This is a genomic window from Paenibacillus durus (assembly GCF_000756615.1).
Classification (GTDB): domain Bacteria; phylum Bacillota; class Bacilli; order Paenibacillales; family Paenibacillaceae; genus Paenibacillus_AQ; species Paenibacillus_AQ durus.
On record NZ_CP009288.1, the window covers coordinates 4,596,971 to 4,614,038 of the forward strand.

At 52.8% G+C, this 17,068-nt stretch carries 16 protein-coding genes and 1 other annotated feature; of the genes, 2 read left to right on the forward strand and 14 right to left on the reverse strand.

All coding sequences use genetic code 11. The annotated features are described in order from the left end of the window. Positions 1-50: 50 nt before the first annotated feature. The 12 genes from mreD to PDUR_RS20030 all read right to left on the reverse strand — a co-directional run bounded on the left by mreD (position 51) and on the right by PDUR_RS20030 (position 14,454). On the reverse strand, positions 51-581 hold the full coding sequence (mreD, locus tag PDUR_RS19975) for a rod shape-determining protein MreD (protein ID WP_042207881.1): 531 nt from the start codon (positions 579-581) through the stop codon (positions 51-53). Further along, positions 581-1,459 carry a rod shape-determining protein MreC gene (mreC, locus tag PDUR_RS19980; protein ID WP_042207882.1) on the reverse strand — a complete coding sequence of 293 codons (879 nt, stop codon included), beginning with the start codon at positions 1,457-1,459 and terminating at the stop codon, positions 581-583. Before mreC ends, mreD begins: the two co-directional genes overlap by 1 nt. Positions 1,460-1,524: 65 nt before the next feature. Further along, positions 1,525-2,559 carry a rod shape-determining protein gene (locus tag PDUR_RS19985; protein ID WP_042207883.1) on the reverse strand — a complete coding sequence of 345 codons (1,035 nt, stop codon included), beginning with the start codon at positions 2,557-2,559 and terminating at the stop codon, positions 1,525-1,527. A gap of 41 nt (positions 2,560-2,600) precedes the next feature. Continuing rightward, complete coding sequence (gene radC / locus PDUR_RS19990; RefSeq protein WP_042207884.1) at positions 2,601-3,290, reverse strand: RadC family protein; 690 nt, start codon at positions 3,288-3,290, stop codon at positions 2,601-2,603. A 428-nt stretch (positions 3,291-3,718) separates the two neighbouring features. Beyond that, complete coding sequence (locus tag PDUR_RS19995) at positions 3,719-4,501, reverse strand: Maf family protein (RefSeq protein ID WP_042207885.1); 783 nt, start codon at positions 4,499-4,501, stop codon at positions 3,719-3,721. A gap of 33 nt (positions 4,502-4,534) precedes the next feature. Beyond that, positions 4,535-4,780 carry a DUF4321 domain-containing protein gene (locus tag PDUR_RS20000; RefSeq protein WP_042207886.1) on the reverse strand — a complete coding sequence of 82 codons (246 nt, stop codon included), beginning with the start codon at positions 4,778-4,780 and terminating at the stop codon, positions 4,535-4,537. A gap of 139 nt (positions 4,781-4,919) precedes the next feature. Beyond that, positions 4,920-6,383: an SPOR domain-containing protein gene (locus tag PDUR_RS27460; protein ID WP_156130530.1), complete on the reverse strand. Its 1,464-nt coding sequence runs from the start codon at positions 6,381-6,383 to the stop codon at positions 4,920-4,922. A gap of 170 nt (positions 6,384-6,553) precedes the next feature. After that, positions 6,554-7,336 carry a (S)-acetoin forming diacetyl reductase gene (locus tag PDUR_RS20010; protein ID WP_042207887.1) on the reverse strand — a complete coding sequence of 261 codons (783 nt, stop codon included), beginning with the start codon at positions 7,334-7,336 and terminating at the stop codon, positions 6,554-6,556. A gap of 270 nt (positions 7,337-7,606) precedes the next feature. Continuing rightward, positions 7,607-8,764, reverse strand: coding sequence for a GGDEF domain-containing protein (locus tag PDUR_RS20015; protein ID WP_042207888.1), 1,158 nt, complete (start codon positions 8,762-8,764; stop codon positions 7,607-7,609). 278 nt (positions 8,765-9,042) lie between these two features. Further along, positions 9,043-10,431 (reverse strand): UDP-N-acetylmuramate--L-alanine ligase, encoded by a 1,389-nt coding sequence (gene murC / locus PDUR_RS20020; RefSeq protein WP_042207889.1) that lies wholly within the window; start codon positions 10,429-10,431, stop codon positions 9,043-9,045. Positions 10,432-10,438: 7 nt separating this feature from the next. Beyond that, positions 10,439-11,815: a bifunctional folylpolyglutamate synthase/dihydrofolate synthase gene (locus PDUR_RS20025; protein WP_042207890.1), complete on the reverse strand. Its 1,377-nt coding sequence runs from the start codon at positions 11,813-11,815 to the stop codon at positions 10,439-10,441. A gap of 5 nt (positions 11,816-11,820) precedes the next feature. Then, on the reverse strand, positions 11,821-14,454 hold the full coding sequence (locus PDUR_RS20030) for a valine--tRNA ligase (RefSeq protein WP_042209543.1): 2,634 nt from the start codon (positions 14,452-14,454) through the stop codon (positions 11,821-11,823). A 159-nt stretch (positions 14,455-14,613) separates the two neighbouring features. Then, positions 14,614-14,903: a binding site (T-box leader), on the reverse strand. 124 nt (positions 14,904-15,027) lie between these two features. Between PDUR_RS20030 and PDUR_RS29245 the strand changes: the two genes are divergently transcribed. Together PDUR_RS29245 and PDUR_RS20035 are read left to right on the forward strand one after the other, a co-directional pair. Next, positions 15,028-15,195, forward strand: coding sequence for a hypothetical protein (locus PDUR_RS29245; protein ID WP_169744927.1), 168 nt, complete (start codon positions 15,028-15,030; stop codon positions 15,193-15,195). A gap of 413 nt (positions 15,196-15,608) precedes the next feature. Further along, a complete protein-coding gene (locus tag PDUR_RS20035; protein WP_042207891.1) occupies positions 15,609-15,863 on the forward strand; it encodes a hypothetical protein in 255 nt (84 codons plus the stop codon). Between the two features lie 169 nt (positions 15,864-16,032). On the opposite strand, the gene PDUR_RS20040 is transcribed toward PDUR_RS20035, so the two are convergent. Continuing rightward, positions 16,033-16,770, reverse strand: a complete 738-nt coding sequence (locus PDUR_RS20040) for a hypothetical protein (protein WP_042207892.1) — start codon at positions 16,768-16,770, stop codon at positions 16,033-16,035. Beyond that, positions 16,739-17,065 carry a hypothetical protein gene (locus PDUR_RS29250; protein WP_169744928.1) on the reverse strand — a complete coding sequence of 109 codons (327 nt, stop codon included), beginning with the start codon at positions 17,063-17,065 and terminating at the stop codon, positions 16,739-16,741. Before PDUR_RS29250 ends, PDUR_RS20040 begins: the two co-directional genes overlap by 32 nt. Positions 17,066-17,068 lie beyond the last annotated feature (3 nt).

Consider the following 17,068-nt stretch of genomic DNA (forward strand, 5'->3'; position numbering starts at 1 on the left):
TGCCAAGGCCCTGAAGTTCCTGCTTGATTCGATAGAAATTGAGCCAAGCCCTACTCCTTCTCTTCCTTGCGCGTCACGTTCTCCAGCTTCTCAAGCTGACGCCGAACGGGAATGTACAGCAGAAGTCCAAGGACAAAATGAATAAGCATGGTGGGCAGCATATAGTTAAGCAGCGCCCAATTGTATGGATCGCGGTTCAGCTTGAATATGCTGTAAATGCCGAACAAGATGCTGTCTTCGAGCCAGCTTCCCAGAAGCACAATCGTCATCATAAGCGGCAGCGGAGCCCGCGGTGTCTGGAAGATCAAGCCGATCAAATAGGCTGACACCCCCATAGCAAAGGAATGGGCTCCGATAATTCTTCCGTAAAATATGATATCTTGCAGCATGCCGAAGCTTAGGCCCAATACCAGCCCCGTATGCCGGTGACGATAAACGGTCACAATTAAAATAACAATAAAGACAAGATTAGGAACGATCCGCATTTCCCACGAATCCGGTATAACCCAGGGCAGTACGGTCCCCTGAAGAATAAACAGCAGAAACAGCAACAGAATAAGAGTCGACCTGCGCGCGTTCACTACTGCTCCTCCTGGGGAGTGAAAACGACTAGCAGGTTCTTCCAGTCCTCGAATTCGGCCGCAGGCTTAATGACAGCGGTTTTGGTTAACCCGAACTCCCCATCCGCGACGCTTTCGACGGTGCCGATTGTAAGCCCTCGAGGATAGAGACCGCCGAGTCCGGACGTTATAACGGTGTCATATTTGGCGATCGGGTCTTTCTCGTCAATCCGGGTCATAATGAGCCTGCCGGTCTGCTGGTCGTAACGTTCGACCATGCCAAACGTCTGGTCGATTTTGCCGATGGCCGTGGCGGCGATGGGCGGCTGTGAATTCGGATCGCTGCTGTCCATCATAGTCAGCAGCTTCACAGTGGACGTAAAGTTGCTCACCTTGCTGATGATGCCGACCATACCTTTCTCGGAAATAACGGACATATTCGGCTTGACGCCGTCACGCGCCCCTAAATCAATAACCAGCGAATTGTTACTCGGCTCCGTTGTCAGGCTGACGACCTGGGCGTAATGATACTCGTAATTGTATTTATTTCTCTGCGCCTGCGTTAAATGCCACAACCTCTTATACTTCTCATTGTCGGCCGCGATAGCATTATACTCCGCTTTTTCCCGGGTATACTGAGCGACGGTGATCTTCAGCCGCTCGTTCTCCTCGGCCAAACCCTTCAGGTTGCCGATATCTTCAAAGAAGCCCGCTATGAATCCAGCGGGCTTGTAGAACACGTTCTGCACAAAACCGGTCGTATCTCTAACGAAATTTTCGGGCCACGACAGCGACTTTCTTGTTCCGAGAGAGAAGCCCATGACCACAATAAAAAGCACCAGCGTAATCAACAGTATGAACAGCCGCTTATTGCTTAACAGCTTAAACAGTTTCAACACCCTCTAACAACCGTTTTCTCTCCCGCTCCAGAAGCTCCCGATAGTCCTTGTCTCTCCCCATTAACTTACCGTTTCGTCCGAAAGGATGCGTTGCTGCGGGTCTTGAACAGATGGATATTTTCCAGCGCTTTACCGGTTCCGATCGCCACGCAGTCGAGCGGATTCTCCGCTACGATAACAGGCATTCCGGTCTCGCGCGCCAGCAGCTTATCCAAATTACGAAGCAGCGCCCCACCGCCGGTCAGAACAATCCCGCGGTCCATGATGTCGGCAGCAAGCTCAGGCGGACATTTCTCCAGCGTTACTTTTACCGCTTCGGTAATCGCATTGACCGTATCGGCCAGCGCCTCGGAAATCTCGCCCGATGTGATGCTGAGTGTCTTTGGAAGTCCGGTTACAAGATCCCGTCCTCGGATTTCCATCGTCTCCGCCTTCTCCAGCGGCAGTGCGGAGCCAATATCCATCTTCAATTGTTCAGCAGTGCGTTCCCCGATCATGAGGTTGTACTGACGCTTAATGTATTGGATAATCGACTCGTCCATTTCGTCTCCTGCCACGCGCACGGACCGGCTTGTCACAATGCCGCCCAGCGAAATGACGGCAACCTCCGTTGTGCCGCCGCCGATATCAACGACCATGCTGCCCGTCGGTTCCCATACCGGCAGGTCGGCGCCGATCGCAGCCGCGAACGGTTCCTCGATAATATATGCCTCGCGGGCTCCGGCTTGCTTCGTCGCATCCTCGACGGCCCGCTGCTCCACGGCGGTAATTCCCGAAGGCACGCATACCATTACGTTCGGATGGCGCTGGAACATGGAGCGCTGCTTCTGAGCCTGGCGGATAAAGTATTTAATCATTGTAGCGGTTGTATCGAAGTCGGCGATAACCCCATCCTTCATGGGACGGATAGCCCGGATATTTCCCGGCGTACGGCCGATCATTTTTTTAGCGGATTCGCCTACAGCTTCAATCGTCTTTGTATCGGTACGGATCGCGACGACGGAAGGCTCTCTTACCACAATGCCTTTTCCGCGGACGTAAACCAGTGTATTTGCCGTTCCTAAGTCAATTCCCAAATCTTTTGTAAAGCCACCTAACATTCTGTAAACTCCCTTTCCCTGTCAATGTGCGTCGTTTAATGTTACATAAGTCCTTGTTCCTTCATGCTTACAAATCCGTCATCGCCGATAATCAAATGGTCCAGCACATCAATTCCGACAATCTCGCCTGCCTCAAGCAGTCTTCGGGTCAGGGTAATATCCTCCGGACTCGGTGTCGGGTCCCCGCTGGGATGGTTATGTGCACATATAATGGAAGCGCTGCTGCACTTAATGGCCGCCCGAAACACCTCTCTTGGATGAACGATGGATGCATTAAGGCTGCCCATCGAAAGCGTTTCCTGCGCAATCACGTGATTTTTCGTATTAAGAAACAGGCAGACAAAATGCTCCTTCTGCAAATAGCGAAGCTGCTCGGTCAGGATATCCGCCGCATCATGCGGGCTGCGAATCGTAACCGGCTGGTCCAGCCGCGAGTTCGACATCCTGCGTCCCAGCTCAATCCCGGCCTTTAACTGCACCGCTTTGGCGGGACCGATCCCCTTGATATCCATCATTTCTTCAATGCTAAGGTCGGCCAGACGGCGAAGACCGCCAACCTGTCCCAATATGCGCTGCGCCACATGAATCGCCGATTCCTGGCGGGTTCCCGTTCGCAGCAGTATAGCCAGCAGTTCAGCCTGGCTGAGTGATTCCGCCCCATATTGCATCATGCGCTCTCTTGGTCGTTCTTCATGGGGAAGGTCTCGCAGCATAAACGTTGACGATTCCATCCCTGATCTCTTCCTTTCAGCCTCCGCATAAGCGATATGGCTGTATAACAGTTATAGTTATCGATTAGTTGTGCGTACGCGTCCGAAAATCCTTTCAGGCGCCGCAGTTATTTTACACCCTAAATCATTATACGGGTAAAGCCAGCTCAATACAAATATAAATCGGACCGTGGAAGGAACCGCTGTGATGCACTTTCGCCGCAAGCTCCAGCACAAAAACTCCGTTTCTTTTTGGAGGTTGGCGTGCTGGTCACAGCATAAAAGGCGACGGGCATTAATGAAATCAGCTTACTGCCAAACCTTAAAGTATATCAGTCACATCTTTCAACCTATTTTGTTGAATGTTTTTTTGGGGAATAAAGATGTTTGAAATTTCTATGATGCTGTGAAAAACCGGGTTGTTGTAAAGGCTTACACGTCCCTCTCAATTATGCCTTTAACGGATTGATGCCAAATTCCAACAACATCCGGTAAAGAAGATTTAAGGGAAGTCCCATAATACTGTAAAAGTCACCCTCAATCTTTTCAATAAAAAGCGAACCTATTCCCTGAATCCCGTAGCTTCCAGCTTTATCCATGGGTTCACCTGTCTTGATATAGCCGTCGATTTCTTGGGCCGACATCGGCCGGAAGGTTACACGGCTCTCCGTATAGCCGGCCATAACCGCAGGTTCTCCGTTTGGCGATTCCGAAAGCACAATGTATCGTCCAATGCCGCCGAGCCGCACCGAATCGCTGTTGGTATTTTCACTGCTTCTCGGCTTACACGTACCGCTAAAGGCAGAAGCCGCCATTTTCAACAAAGCCGCTTCTGCCGATTCCCCCTCCCGGAGCATGCCGCCGTTCACGCCATCCCCGAGCTTGATGCAGGCAACGCCCGTATACACTTTATGGCTTCGCCCCTGAAGGGCGGTTAGCATCTCCCTGCTCTCTTCCTCATCCGCCGGTTTGCCGAGAATACGCCCCTCCAGGACAACAATCGTATCGCTTCCGAGGATGACGCTGCTTCGTTCACCAGCAAGCGGAAGAACGGCTTCCGCTTTGCGCAGGGCAAGCGCGCTTACAATTTGTTCGGGCTCCCACTCCGCCGGAAAGCTCTCATCGGCCTCGCTTGGGATAACGTCAAAGGGCAGTCCCAGTAAAGATAAAAGCTCCCGGCGGCGAGGCGAACCGGAAGCAAGAATAATCGGAGTTATGCGGTTATCATTCATGTTGTAAATGTTCCTTTCCATATGGTTAAATGCTTAATTCCTGCGGTACAGCCACACGGCGATAATAATACCGATCAGGCTTAGCATGCACAATTTCAGTTGAATCGTAACGTCATAAGAAATGATGTCCAGATCGGCTTGCGGCGACCATTTGATCAAGGTCGACTTTGTCAGGAAGGACAGTGCTTTAACCGGCTGTAGAAGCTTCGCTGCCCAGGCGCCGACCAGCCAGCCCAGAATCAAGTAAAGCAAAAGCATGCCAATATTTCTCTTCTTCATCAACTATCTTCCCTCCGCCGCCTATGACATCCCCATCATTATACGGTGAAAATAAGGTGAGTACAATGCAAAATCCGGCGCGGGAGGAGTCGCCCCCGCGCCGGACCTGAGTCAACGCTCATATAGCAACAGACCCTTGCTACCCTTGTTCCATTGACGCAAGCAGCCGTTTCTGGCCGCTGAGCATATCGAGCATCGCCGCCTGTACTTGCCACAGCAAGCCGTCCGCCTTGCTCTTGCTATACTCGTTCATAGCCGATACCCCCCGGCTTACGGATTTCTCCAGTTCCTTGGCGGCGGCTTGCGGCTCAGACGGCAGTCCCGCCTCCAGCGCCTTTACCGCTTCCGTCCACTGCAGATGCAGGTCGCTTACCTTCGCGGTATCCGCAGCCGTATCGCCGCCGAGCAGCGAGGCGGAGAGGGAGCTGAGCTCGCTCAGCAATTCTCCGCTCGTATTAAAATAACGGGTAACCGTCTCGCCATTCCCGCCAAATACAAGCTGGCTCTCGGAAGGAAGAGAGACTTCCTTCACATATAAATCGATGCCCTGCTCCTTCAGTCTGTTGCCGAGAAGCTTTGCCTGCTCCCGGTCGGATGACAGTCCGGCGTACACCCGGTTCCCATCCTCAGAGTCCAGCCCTGCGGCAAGCCCGGCGCTCTCCAGCTCCTGCTGCGCCTGAGCCGCTCCTTCCGGCGTGCTGAACACTCCGTATTGGAGCAGGTAATAGCTCTGCGGCGCTACCTGTACCGAAACCGCCGGAGCGCTCACCGAATTGCCCGCGGCGTTCTGCTGCGAGGCAGCGCCTGGCGAAGCCGTGCCCGTAGAACCGCCGTCATTTAACCCGCCGAAAAAAGTCAGTGCGGCATAGCCCAGCAGCAGACCGATGCCGATGGCTCCGGCAATTGAAGCCGGGAATTTCCACCAGGACGAAGTACGCCGTGTTGTGTAGTAACCGCCGCCCGCGTCTTCCGGCTCTTCCAGCCATTCCCGGCGGGGGCCGCCAGAAGCCGGGCCGCCGCCTGTGGTGTATGCAGGAGAGCCGTAATCGAAGCCGGCATAGCTCTCTTCTTCTTCCGTCTGCTCTGTCCGCAAGTCTTCTCTTGGCTGGGAACGGAGAAACGCATCCCGCAAAAGCTCCGTGTCAGTCTCCCGTTCTTTCCCGGCTAACAATCCGGGTGTCCATTCTGGAAGCGGGTCGGCATCCGGCCCGTACGGAACGCCCTCGATGTCCTCTCTGTCCCGGATGGCAGTAATGTTCGATCTATCGCCAGAAACGCTGCTTCCCTGTTCACCCCAATTGACTTCGTCAATCCTTCTATCCGGATTAGCGCTGGAACCGGAAATTTTCTTTTTATGATTGTAAGCCTGTTCCAGCTCCTCCAGCCGATATTCCCGGTCCTGCACTCTGCCCCATGCCTGAGCAGGAGTAGGGCCAACGGCGCTGCCCTGCCGGCCTCCACCCGCCGTTCGCCGAGCCTCGTCCAAGCTGTATATTTCCGCGCGCTGCTCCTGCTTCGTCTCTTCGGGCCCGGGTTCCGGCTGAAGCTCCTTCGGCTTGTCCTTTCCGGCATCGAACCGGAACGTCATTCTCCCGTTACTCAATCCGTCCACCTCACCTTGTCAAGTCTATAAGACAAGATATGATAGACAGTAGGAAAGTATTCGTCAGTTTGAAAGAGCCGCCCAAAAGAAAAGCCGCCCCGTAAATGGAATTTCCGGGACAGCCTCAATATCTAAAGATTGAATTTCATTCGATTTGTATAATGGCTCTCTTACAGGAAGACCATACCGCCGTCAATCAGCGGCGATTGACCGGTCATATAGTCGGAATCAGGACCCGCCAGGAAAGAAACAAAGGCGGCAACATCTTCCGGAGTCGACAGGCGTCCAAGCGTGATTTTGCTGCCGAACTCCTTGGTTGCTTCGCCTTCGGCTTCTCCCTTGGAGCTTGTAATTTGTTTATCGATGGAACCCCACATCGGAGTTTGGACGATGCCGGGGCAATAAGCGTTTACGGTGATTCCGTATTTCGCAAGTTCTTGAGCGGCGGTCTGCGTCAGCGAACGAACCGCAAATTTCGAAGCGGAGTAGACGCTGAGGCTGGCATTGCCGACATGGCCGGCCTGAGAGGAGGCATTTACGATTTTGCCGCCATGTCCCAGTTCCTTCAGTTTGGCAGTCGCAGCCTGAATTCCCCAGATGACGCTGGCTACATTAATGTGGAATACTTTGTCCAAATCCTCAACCGTCACTTCTTCAAGCATTTTTACAGGCGCAATACCTGCATTATTGACAATAACGTCGAAGCCTCCCAGCTTCGCGGCCGTTTCATCGACTGCGGCGAATACCTGATCCCGATTCGAGACATCGGCTTTCAGCGCCAGGGAGCGCCCGCCGGCCGATTCAATTTCCCCTGCAACTTTCTTCGCGTTATCCTCATTCAAATCTACAACCGCAACAGCAAACCCGTCTTGACTGAGCCGAAGCGCAATAGCGCGGCCAATACCTTGTCCTCCGCCTGTCACCAGTGCTACTTTCCCGTCAACTCTACCCATTTTCGTGCATCTCCTTTGTACGTATAATTTATAAGATTCAGATAGCACGGCAAACGATTAGTAATTTTGCCATTATTCACTATAGCACTATTTCCATAAAAAGCCAGGAAAACGGACATGTTTTCAGAAAAACCTCAAAGATATTTCAAATAATTTTAACAAAATTAACAGATTTCAATAGCCGACGCAAAAAAAGCTCCCTCGCCTGCCTAAGGCAAACGGGGAACCTATGGATTAATATCGTAGCAGCCCAGCTCCGCTTTAATCCGGTCAATGGCTTCGTACTACCCGGTTTCTTCCACCCTGCTTCGCCTTATAGAGCGCCGCGTCACTGAGCTTATACAGCTGATCCAGCTGCGTGCTCTTGTCCGGGATGACAGTAATAACTCCGATGCTGACCGTATATTTAAGGGGATGGCCTTCAATCCGCGAGCTCATAATCGCTAATCTGAACTGCTCCGCTTTCCGGTCGCTCTCCTCCTCACCCGCACCCGGAAGCAGGACGGCGAATTCTTCGCCTCCGTACCTGCCGAACAAGTCCTCCGGACCTAAGTAAAACTCCACGGTGGAGGCGAAATTCTGCAGAGCCCAGTCTCCGGTGACATGCCCGTAATTATCATTAACCTGCTTGAAATGATCAATGTCGAGTAAGAGAAAGGAGATCGGCTCTCCCCGCTCGGCTGCGGCTGTAGCGGCAAGCTGAGCCTTATCAATAAATGCCCTGCGGTTTAGAATTCCGGTCAGCTCATCAATATTCGCCATCTTTTGGAGCGCTTCATACGACCGTTCCCTTGAGAGCAGAACAAAACCCGCCATCCCCAGAATCATAGACAAAAAAATGCCGATATAGTAGAGCTGCTGGACAAGCCCCGGTGAGAATATATTCATTTCGCGTTCCGAGAAAAGCGCTGCGAAAGCCCGGACGAGCATGATGGATGCCACCGCAGCGTAAAACAATCCCATAACCGTCTGAAGCAGCGAATCTCCCTTATTCGCTATAAAGCGGTAAGCCGGGAAAGCAATAAACAGCACTGCCCCCAGGGAAGCTGAAGCGATGCGGAGATTGTCCGAATTGTAAAAAAAATAAATGAGCCCATAGCTCAATACGCTTAGTAGTGTGACGACGGCATAGTAACGTTTCACCTTGTCGTTGAATGCTCCCGCCATCAACAGCAGGGCGACAATCTCAAGCCCTCCGCCTCCAAGCATTAGCACATTGCTCAGCAGAACAACCTGCGGCCCGGAAAGGCTGAATCGTATCATCACTAACAACCAGCAGGCGGCCTGCAGCCACTTTGAAATAATAAACAAAGAGCTTGCTGTATCGCGGGGAGAACGGTAACGATATGCGGTAATGAGCAGCACCATAAACACATTTCCGAGTATAAGCATTATTAACAACGTTTGTATGTCTAACTGATAATCCACACGTTCACCACCAATATGTGCCCAAGACCGTTTCGTCCATTCCGGTTACTGATGGTGTTTAGCACAGGATAGCTGCAATTATTTCAAAATTAATACTAGTAAAATAGTAGCACACCATAATGACCGAGTTCTGTCGAATTATGGGAGATAACCGAATATTTTGTGAAAAAAAGACGCATCTCTTCCAGAAATCGTGGTGAGAATGCGTCTATTACTCTGCATTACCATGGCATAACCGTTTCGAATGCGGCGGCATGGTCCGCAGCACAGCTCGATTTTTATTTCGAGGCCCCGCGCTTTCGCAGGTTATCCGCAAGCGCATAGCCGACCTTGTAAATATCGCCCGCGCCCATGGTGATTACGAGATCGCCGGGCGTAAGCCGGTCCCGAAGATCTTCCAGCACATCTTCCTTGGCCGGGAGATAGCGTGCTCCTGAATTACTGTTCTGTGTGATCAGTTCCACCAGCTTGGCCGAAGTCACGCCCTCAATCTGCTTCTCGCCCGCTGGAGAGTAGATGTCGGTGATGATCACCTCATCGGCCTCGCCGAAAGCGCGGCTGAAGGCGTCAAGCAGAAAAAAGGTCCGTGTATAGCGCTGCGGCTGGAAGACGGCGATAATCCGTTTACCGGTCGTTTTGGCCGCGCTGATCGTCGCCTGAATCTCTGTCGGATGGTGGGCATAATCATCGATAATCAGAATGTCGTCCGCTTCCCCGAGCACCTGGAAACGCCGTTTGGCCCCGTGGAATTTCACGATAGCCGATGCAATGGCCGCGAACGGTATACCCGCTTTAAGACAAGCTATAACCGTAGCCATTGCGTTGTAGAGATTATGCTGGCCGGGAACCGACAGCTCGATTCTTCCCAGAACCTCTCCCTGATGCTTCATTGTAAACGATACCTGCCGGTCGCCCAGCGAAATGTCCGTCGCGGTATAGTCTGCCGACTCCGAGCGGATGCCGTAGGTCGTCACATCAGCCTTGACCCGGGGCAGCAGCGAGACAACCGTCTCGTCATCCGCGCATACAATGGCCGTACCATCCTCACGCAGCTGATTCATGAACTGCATGTAGGCGCTCTTCAGACGCTCGAAATCGCCGCCGTAATTCTCCAGATGATCGGCTTCGATATTCGTAACGATTGCAAGCCACGGATGATACTGAAGGAAGGAGCCGTCGCTCTCGTCCGCTTCAGCCACAACGAACTCCCCTTGTCCCGCCTTGGCGTTCGTACCGACATTCATAATTTCCCCGCCGATAATATAAGTAGGGTCAACCCCGCATTCTTCCATAACGAGGGCGATCATTGAAGAGGTCGTCGTCTTGCCGTGCGCTCCGGCAACGGCGACGCCCTTGCGCTGGTTAAGCAGCCGGGCCAGCATCTGCGACCGGTGCAGAATCGGAATATTCAGCCGCTCCGCTTCCACCCGCTCTACATTATCCTTCGACAAAGCCGTGGAGTAGACGACCAGATCGGCGCCCTTCACCTGCTCCGCCGTATGGCCGATATATACTTTCGCGCCTTTGGCAATCAATTTCTCCGTCAGTTCCTGAGCGGCCACATCAGAGCCCGTTACCGTATACCCCATCTCCAACATGACACGGGCAATAGCGCTCATCCCGTAACCGCCGATTCCTATAAAATGAACTCGTTCTGTAGTATCCAACAGTTTGTCACCAGCCTTTTTCAGAATCGGGTTGCCTCAAAAGTGCGCTCCGCACATCTGCGATCAAATACAGCGTACCGGACACAACCGCCAAATCGTCGCCGCCCGTAATCGACTTCAGAAGCTGCAGCGCTTTGCCCCAATCATGCTCAACAATGATTTGCAAATGCTCCCTGGCATAATTCTTCCGCAGACTCTCTGCTATGAGCTGAAGGTGTTCCGCGTCCATTTTCTTCCGGAAATCCGGTTCGGTTAGGATAAGCGTATCCACTATAGGAAGTATATGCTTAAAGTAGGATTTATGATGCTTGTTCGACAGCATACCCATTAGTAAATTTAATTTCCGGTATTGATAGAACTTCGGAAGGCTCGCCGCCAGACTTTCTGCTCCCTCGGGGTTATGCGCGCCGTCAAGTACAATCCGTGGGCTTCCCGGGATTTCTTCCAGCCTTCCGGCCCAGAATGTACGGCGAAATCCGGCGAGCACATCCTCGTCGCTAAGAATGAACGCCATGTATTGACGCAGCACTTCCAGAGCCATCATGGCCCCGGCCGCATTGGCGAGCTGATGCTCTCCTTTCATCGCAATAGCGATTTCCAGTGAACGGAAAGGGCCTTTAAAAGTAAAGGTCTGCACGCCTTCTTCGATTCCTTTGCTCACATACGCAAATTGCTCTCCAGCCAGATAGAGCGTCGCCCTGCAGGACGAGGCCTTATCTTTAAGCACGGAGACGGCTTCCGGCTGGGAGACGCAGCTGATGACGGGAACGCCGGGCTTGATGATGCCCGCTTTCTCGAAAGTTATCTTCTCCAGTGTGTCGCCTAGAACATCGGTATGGTCATAACCTACATTCGTAATGACCGAGACGATCGGAGTAACGATGTTCGTTACATCCATCCTTCCCCCGAGGCCTGTCTCCCATACGACCACATCGGGATAACAGACTTCCGCATAGTACAGAATGGCAAGCGCCGTCGCCACTTCGAACATGGTGGGGGAACCGAGAGGCGTTGCCGCAATTTCCTCCACCAGCGGATGCAGCCGATTCGCAAGCGCCGTCAGCGTTTCTTCGGGAATGTCCTCGCCATTGTACTGAAACCGGTTCGTGAACTTCGTGATATAAGGCGAAGTAAACGTACCGACGGAATATCCGCTTTGTCTTAGCACTGATGTTAGAAAGGCACAGGTTGAGCCCTTGCCGTTCGTTCCCGCGACATGAATAAATTTCAGCCGGCGGTGGGGTTGCCCCAGTATCTCCATCATCCGCTCGATCCGCTCAAGTCCCGGACGGATGCCGAATGGAATGAGGCTGTTGATCCACTCAACCGCTTCGTTATATGTGTGTAAAGGGGCGGCTGCGCCGGCCCCATTTATTTCTTCCATATCTGTTATCCTCTCAGCTCCGCAATACGGGCCAGCACCTTCTCGCGTTTGGCCGAGTAGTCGGCCTGCTTGGCCCGTTCCTCTTCGATGACTTTAGCCGGCGCCTTGTTCACGAAACCGGGGTTGCCGAGTTTTTTATCCACGCGCTCCACTTCGCTGTTCAGGATCTGCACCTCTTTTTCAAGACGGGCGATTTCCTGCTCAATATCAATCAAGCCAGACAACGGAAGCAGCAATTCGGCGCCCGTAACCACGGCGGACATCACCTTCTCTGGAGCCACCGGATTCAGGCCCGCCTCGAAAGAGGAGGTATTGGCAAAACGGCTGATGTAAGCATTGTTCCGCTCAATGATGGCCAGCGTCTCCTGGCTGCCCGCCTTGACGATCAGCTCGACTTTTTTGCTCATTGGCACATTCACTTCGGCCCGGATATTCCGAACAGCGCGGATCATGTCCATCAAGAGATTCATTTCCGCCACCGCATCCGGATTCTCAAGCGCGGCGTCGTATTCCGGCCATGCAGCCAGCGTAATCGTCTCGCCTTGGTGCGGCAGATGCTGCCAGATCTCCTCCGATATATACGGCATGAACGGATGAATCAGGCGCATCGTGCGGTCAAGCACATAAGCCAGTACGGATTGCGTACTGCGTTTGGCAGCCTCGTCCGAGCCATACAGCGACAGCTTCGCGAACTCGATATACCAGTCGCAGAGATCGTCCCAAATGAAATTGTACAAGAGACGTCCGGTCTCGCCAAAATCATATGCATTAATAAGACGCGAAATATCGCGGGAAGTTTCGTTCAGGCGATGTAATATCCAGCGGTCGGCGGTGCCGAGCTTGCCTGAAATGTCAATATCTTCAAAGGATACGCCATCCAGGTTCATCAGCGCGAAGCGCGAGGCGTTCCAGATCTTGTTCGCAAAATTACGCGCCTGCTCGACCTTCTCCCAGCGGAAGCGCAGATCCTGCCCCGGTGTGCTGCCTGTCGAAATCATATAGCGCATGGCGTCGGCGCCGTACTTCTCGATAACTTCGAGCGGGTCTACGCCGTTGCCGAGCGATTTGGACATTTTGCGTCCTTCCGCGTCGCGGACAAGGCCGTGAATCAGCACATCCGAGAATGGCTTCTCGCCGGTGAATTCCAGCGCAGTGAAGATCATCCGCGCCACCCAGAAATAGATAATGTCGTAGCCCGTTACAAGCACATCGGTTGGATAATAGCGTTTCATATCTTCGCTGTCATCCGGCCAGCCAAGGGTCGAGAACGGCCACAAGGCGGAGCTGAACCACGTATCGAGCACATCCTCGTCCTGCTTCAGATCGCTCAGGCCGCTGATCCGGCGCGCTTCTTCTTCGTCGCGGGCGACTACCATCTCGCCGGTGGATTCGGAATACCAGGCCGGGATGCGGTGACCCCACCACAATTGGCGGGAAATACACCAGTCGCGCACATTTTCGATCCAGTGCAGATAAATTTTCTCGAACCGTTCTGGGACGAAGTTAACGCCGGTGCCGTCTTTTTGCGCCTTAATCGCCGCTTCGGCGAGCGGCTGCATCGCGACGAACCACTGCGTCGACAGATAGGGCTCAACCACGGCTCCGGAGCGCTCGCTGTGTCCTACCTGATGGACATGGTCCTCGATGGAGATGAGCACGCCCTGCTCTTTCAGATCGGCGGTAATGTTCTTGCGGCATTCGCTGCGATCCTGCCCCTGGTAAGGCCCCGCTTCGGCGTTCATCGTGCCGCTCTCGTCCATAACGACGATCTGCGGCAGGTTGTGGCGCTGGCCGACCTCGAAGTCGTTCGGGTCATGAGCCGGTGTAATCTTAACCGCGCCGCTGCCGAACTCTTTATCAACGTACTCGTCGGCAATGACCGGAATCTCGCGGCCGACTATCGGCAGAATCAGCATTTTGCCGACCATGTCCTTATACCGCTCATCCTCCGGATGTACCGCAACCGCCGTGTCCCCAAGCATCGTCTCCGGACGCGTGGTCGCTACGGTAATGAAGCCGCTGCCGTCCTTCAGCGGATAACGCAGATGATAGAGATGGCCGTTAACTTCCTTGTACTCTACTTCGATATCGGACAGGGCCGTGCGGGCCGCGGGGTCCCAGTTAATGATGCGCTTGCCGCGATAGATCAGCCCTTTAGAGTACAGCTTGACGAATACCTCGCGAACCGCTTTGGACAGCCCTTCGTCCAGCGTGAACCGTTCGCGGCTGTAATCGAGCGACAGTCCCATTTTCGCCCACTGCTCATGAATCGTTGCCGCATACTGGTCTTTCCATGCCCATACCTGCTCCAGGAACTTCTCGCGGCCGAGATCGTAACGGGAGATGTTCTGTGCGCGCAGCTTCTGCTCCACTTTGGTCTGGGTAGCAATCCCCGCATGGTCCGTTCCCGGCAGCCACAGCGTATCATAGCCCTGCATCCGCTTCGTGCGAATGAGAATATCCTGCAGCGTAAAATCGAGCGCATGCCCGATATGCAGCATCCCCGTTACGTTCGGCGGCGGAATTACGATGGTGTACGGCTTCGCTTCCGGACGCTGTCCGGCGCGGAAAAAACCGCCTTCTGTCCAGTAAGGATACCATTTCTGCTCCGCAGCTTTAGGGTCATAAGTGGTCGGCATGTCGGTCTTCGCACCGCCGGCGGAGCTGCCCCCGTTAGCTTCCAATTCCGGCTGCTGTGCCGGTGTCAATTGATCTTGTTCTGCCATAGCTTTCTACCTCCGTATGATTCGGTTATTACTCTTATTTCCAAAAGTAACAAACAAAAAGACCCTTCGCCCTCAAAGGACGAAAGGTCATTCTTTCGCGGTACCACCTTTGTTTCGCGTTATACGCCGGACAACGGCGGAGCCGGCACATTACGAATACCCGGCCGACAAAACGCGACACTCTGCGCAGAAATAACGGCCTGCGGCCGGCGCGCTCTAACCTCATGGCCGTAACAGCCACCGAAACTCAAGCGGGCGACTCCGGGGCGACTTCGGCTGGCTGCATCCTACGGAAGCTCACAGCTGCTGCATTCCGCTCTCTGAAGGGCTGACCGCCTACTCTTCCCGTTCCCAGTCTTTGAAGAAATATTGCTTAATACTTTACATAATACATTTTGCGTTCGGCCTAGTCAACCGGAAGCCGGTCATAGCAGGACAATCGCTGACGAATTTTGACGAAAAGTATCTGCTGGGCATGAGGGCTTATTGGAGTCTCGTCATTTTGTAAACATTGCTCTGCGGGTATATCCATTTGAGATTGAATTGGAGATTGAATTGGAGATTGAATTGGAGATTGAATTGGAGATTGAATTGGAGATTGGCTTTGGCGCTTCACCATCTAAGGGCTCCAATCAATTGGGTTGCGATTTTTAGTTCGGCGTCTTGAAAAATAGCTAATCGCATCTTAAAACAGCTAATCAGCAATCGGCGTCTTGCAAAACAGCTAATCAACGTCTTGCATACCTGCTAAAGTGCAGGTTTTTTCGATCAATAGCGGTGGTTAGGTGGAAAAACATACTATTGTGCAGGAACTTAGGCCACTGCCGACTGCATTTGAGCTTGAACGGGCTAGAACCTGTATTTTAGCAGGCATGCTGTTCAGTGAAAGTTCTAAGGCCGACAAAAGATGTATAATTTCAGGTTTTCTGTATAATTTGGTTCATCGCGCCTCGCTGCAGCTCGTATCGTACAACATGTTTGCCCGTCGCTCCGGTTGCCGCAGTAAACCATCCTTTCCCGCAGAGTGCTTGCAGCATTCGAACGGCTGTGCGATGGTTGATACTTAGATGAGTCTCCACATCGATAGGGCGAAGAGGACGAGCGAGCATACAGGCCAGGCGGACAATTTCCCGTTCCGCTACACTTTTCAGGTTAACCGGAGAAGACTGCGGCTGATAGCGGCTAAGCACCATGCGCAGAATCGTGATGGTCCGTTAAGGTTGATGAGCGACGTCGTCATAGGCAAAAGAGATAACCTGATGCCCGCGCTCCAGGCGGCCTTTTCGTTCTCCTGTTCTGCTCCGCAAATGGTGCCAAGGTAAACGCCGCATGCGCTTCTTCAACATTCATACTGATCATCTCCCCTTAAATGCCAAAAAACGTCCCGGCCCATTCGCTGGAATGGATCGGGACGTTCTTCGTCTCCTAATATATTTGTCTATCGTAAAATCAATCATTTCGCCATTACAGCCTGATTGCAGCCACTGATATTTATGGTGCATGCGGAACTTTGCGTCTCAGATCTTCGAACGTCCGCCGGGTATCCGAAGCTTCTTTATCGTTAAATACAATATATTCATCCACAAGCCTGATGACAATATAAGGAGGCGAATGCTTGAATATGTACGCCCGGGTACTTCCCAAGCCTCCCAGTCTCCAGTATTCATCATCGTCAGTGTAGAATGGATGTCCGTCCGCTTCATGAAGCCGTTTACTCCACTCATTTATTTTATGATCCGTGTACCACGCAACGGCAAAGGGCGACGCCACTTGGATAGCGGTCATATTTTGCCAAATGGCGCCAAAGTGAGTCCAAGTATCCAGTCCGGACAGCGTGGCAGCTGCGGCAAATACGGCATCCAGTATGGCGATTGCCAGGAACAGCGCCGACCAGTATCTTCTCTGAGCCCGGTTAAGCCCCTCATTTATCGTGCTGTCGGCGCTGTACTCCTTGGTCCGCATCCGCCGGAACGCCAGAGACAGAAGAAAGAACAGCAGTGTTATTCCGGTCGCTTGAGCGTTCATCACCGTGCCGAATTCTCCTGAAGAACGCCACGCATAGAACATAACGGCCAGAGCGATCAGAAACGGCGCAATAAACCATATGGGAAAAAGGGACATTTGTTTCTTCAGAAAAATAAGCGTAGTATCGGCCCGGACGACGCGCCGTTCTCCGATGCTCCAATCATGCGTACGCTTAATCCGGGCCACGGCCCGGTGATACTTCAAGAACAATCGATATCCTGCCCATATTACGATACCCATCCAGACCCACCAGTAGATATAGATTCAGTGAAAAATAACGGTTTATTGCAAACAGCGGCAGAAGCGCCAGTGCGCAGATAATGATAAATAAGGTATTACTTCGGCGGAAAGAAGCCCGCAGGCTCTTCAATTCCTCAGCCTGGGATTCATGCTCCGGGATGCCGACACCGAAGATGATGACTCCCCCTGTTATGCGCGAACGCGTAATACAACAAAAAAACGCCTCCCCTTGGGAAGACGTGTTATTGGTACGGTCCAAACA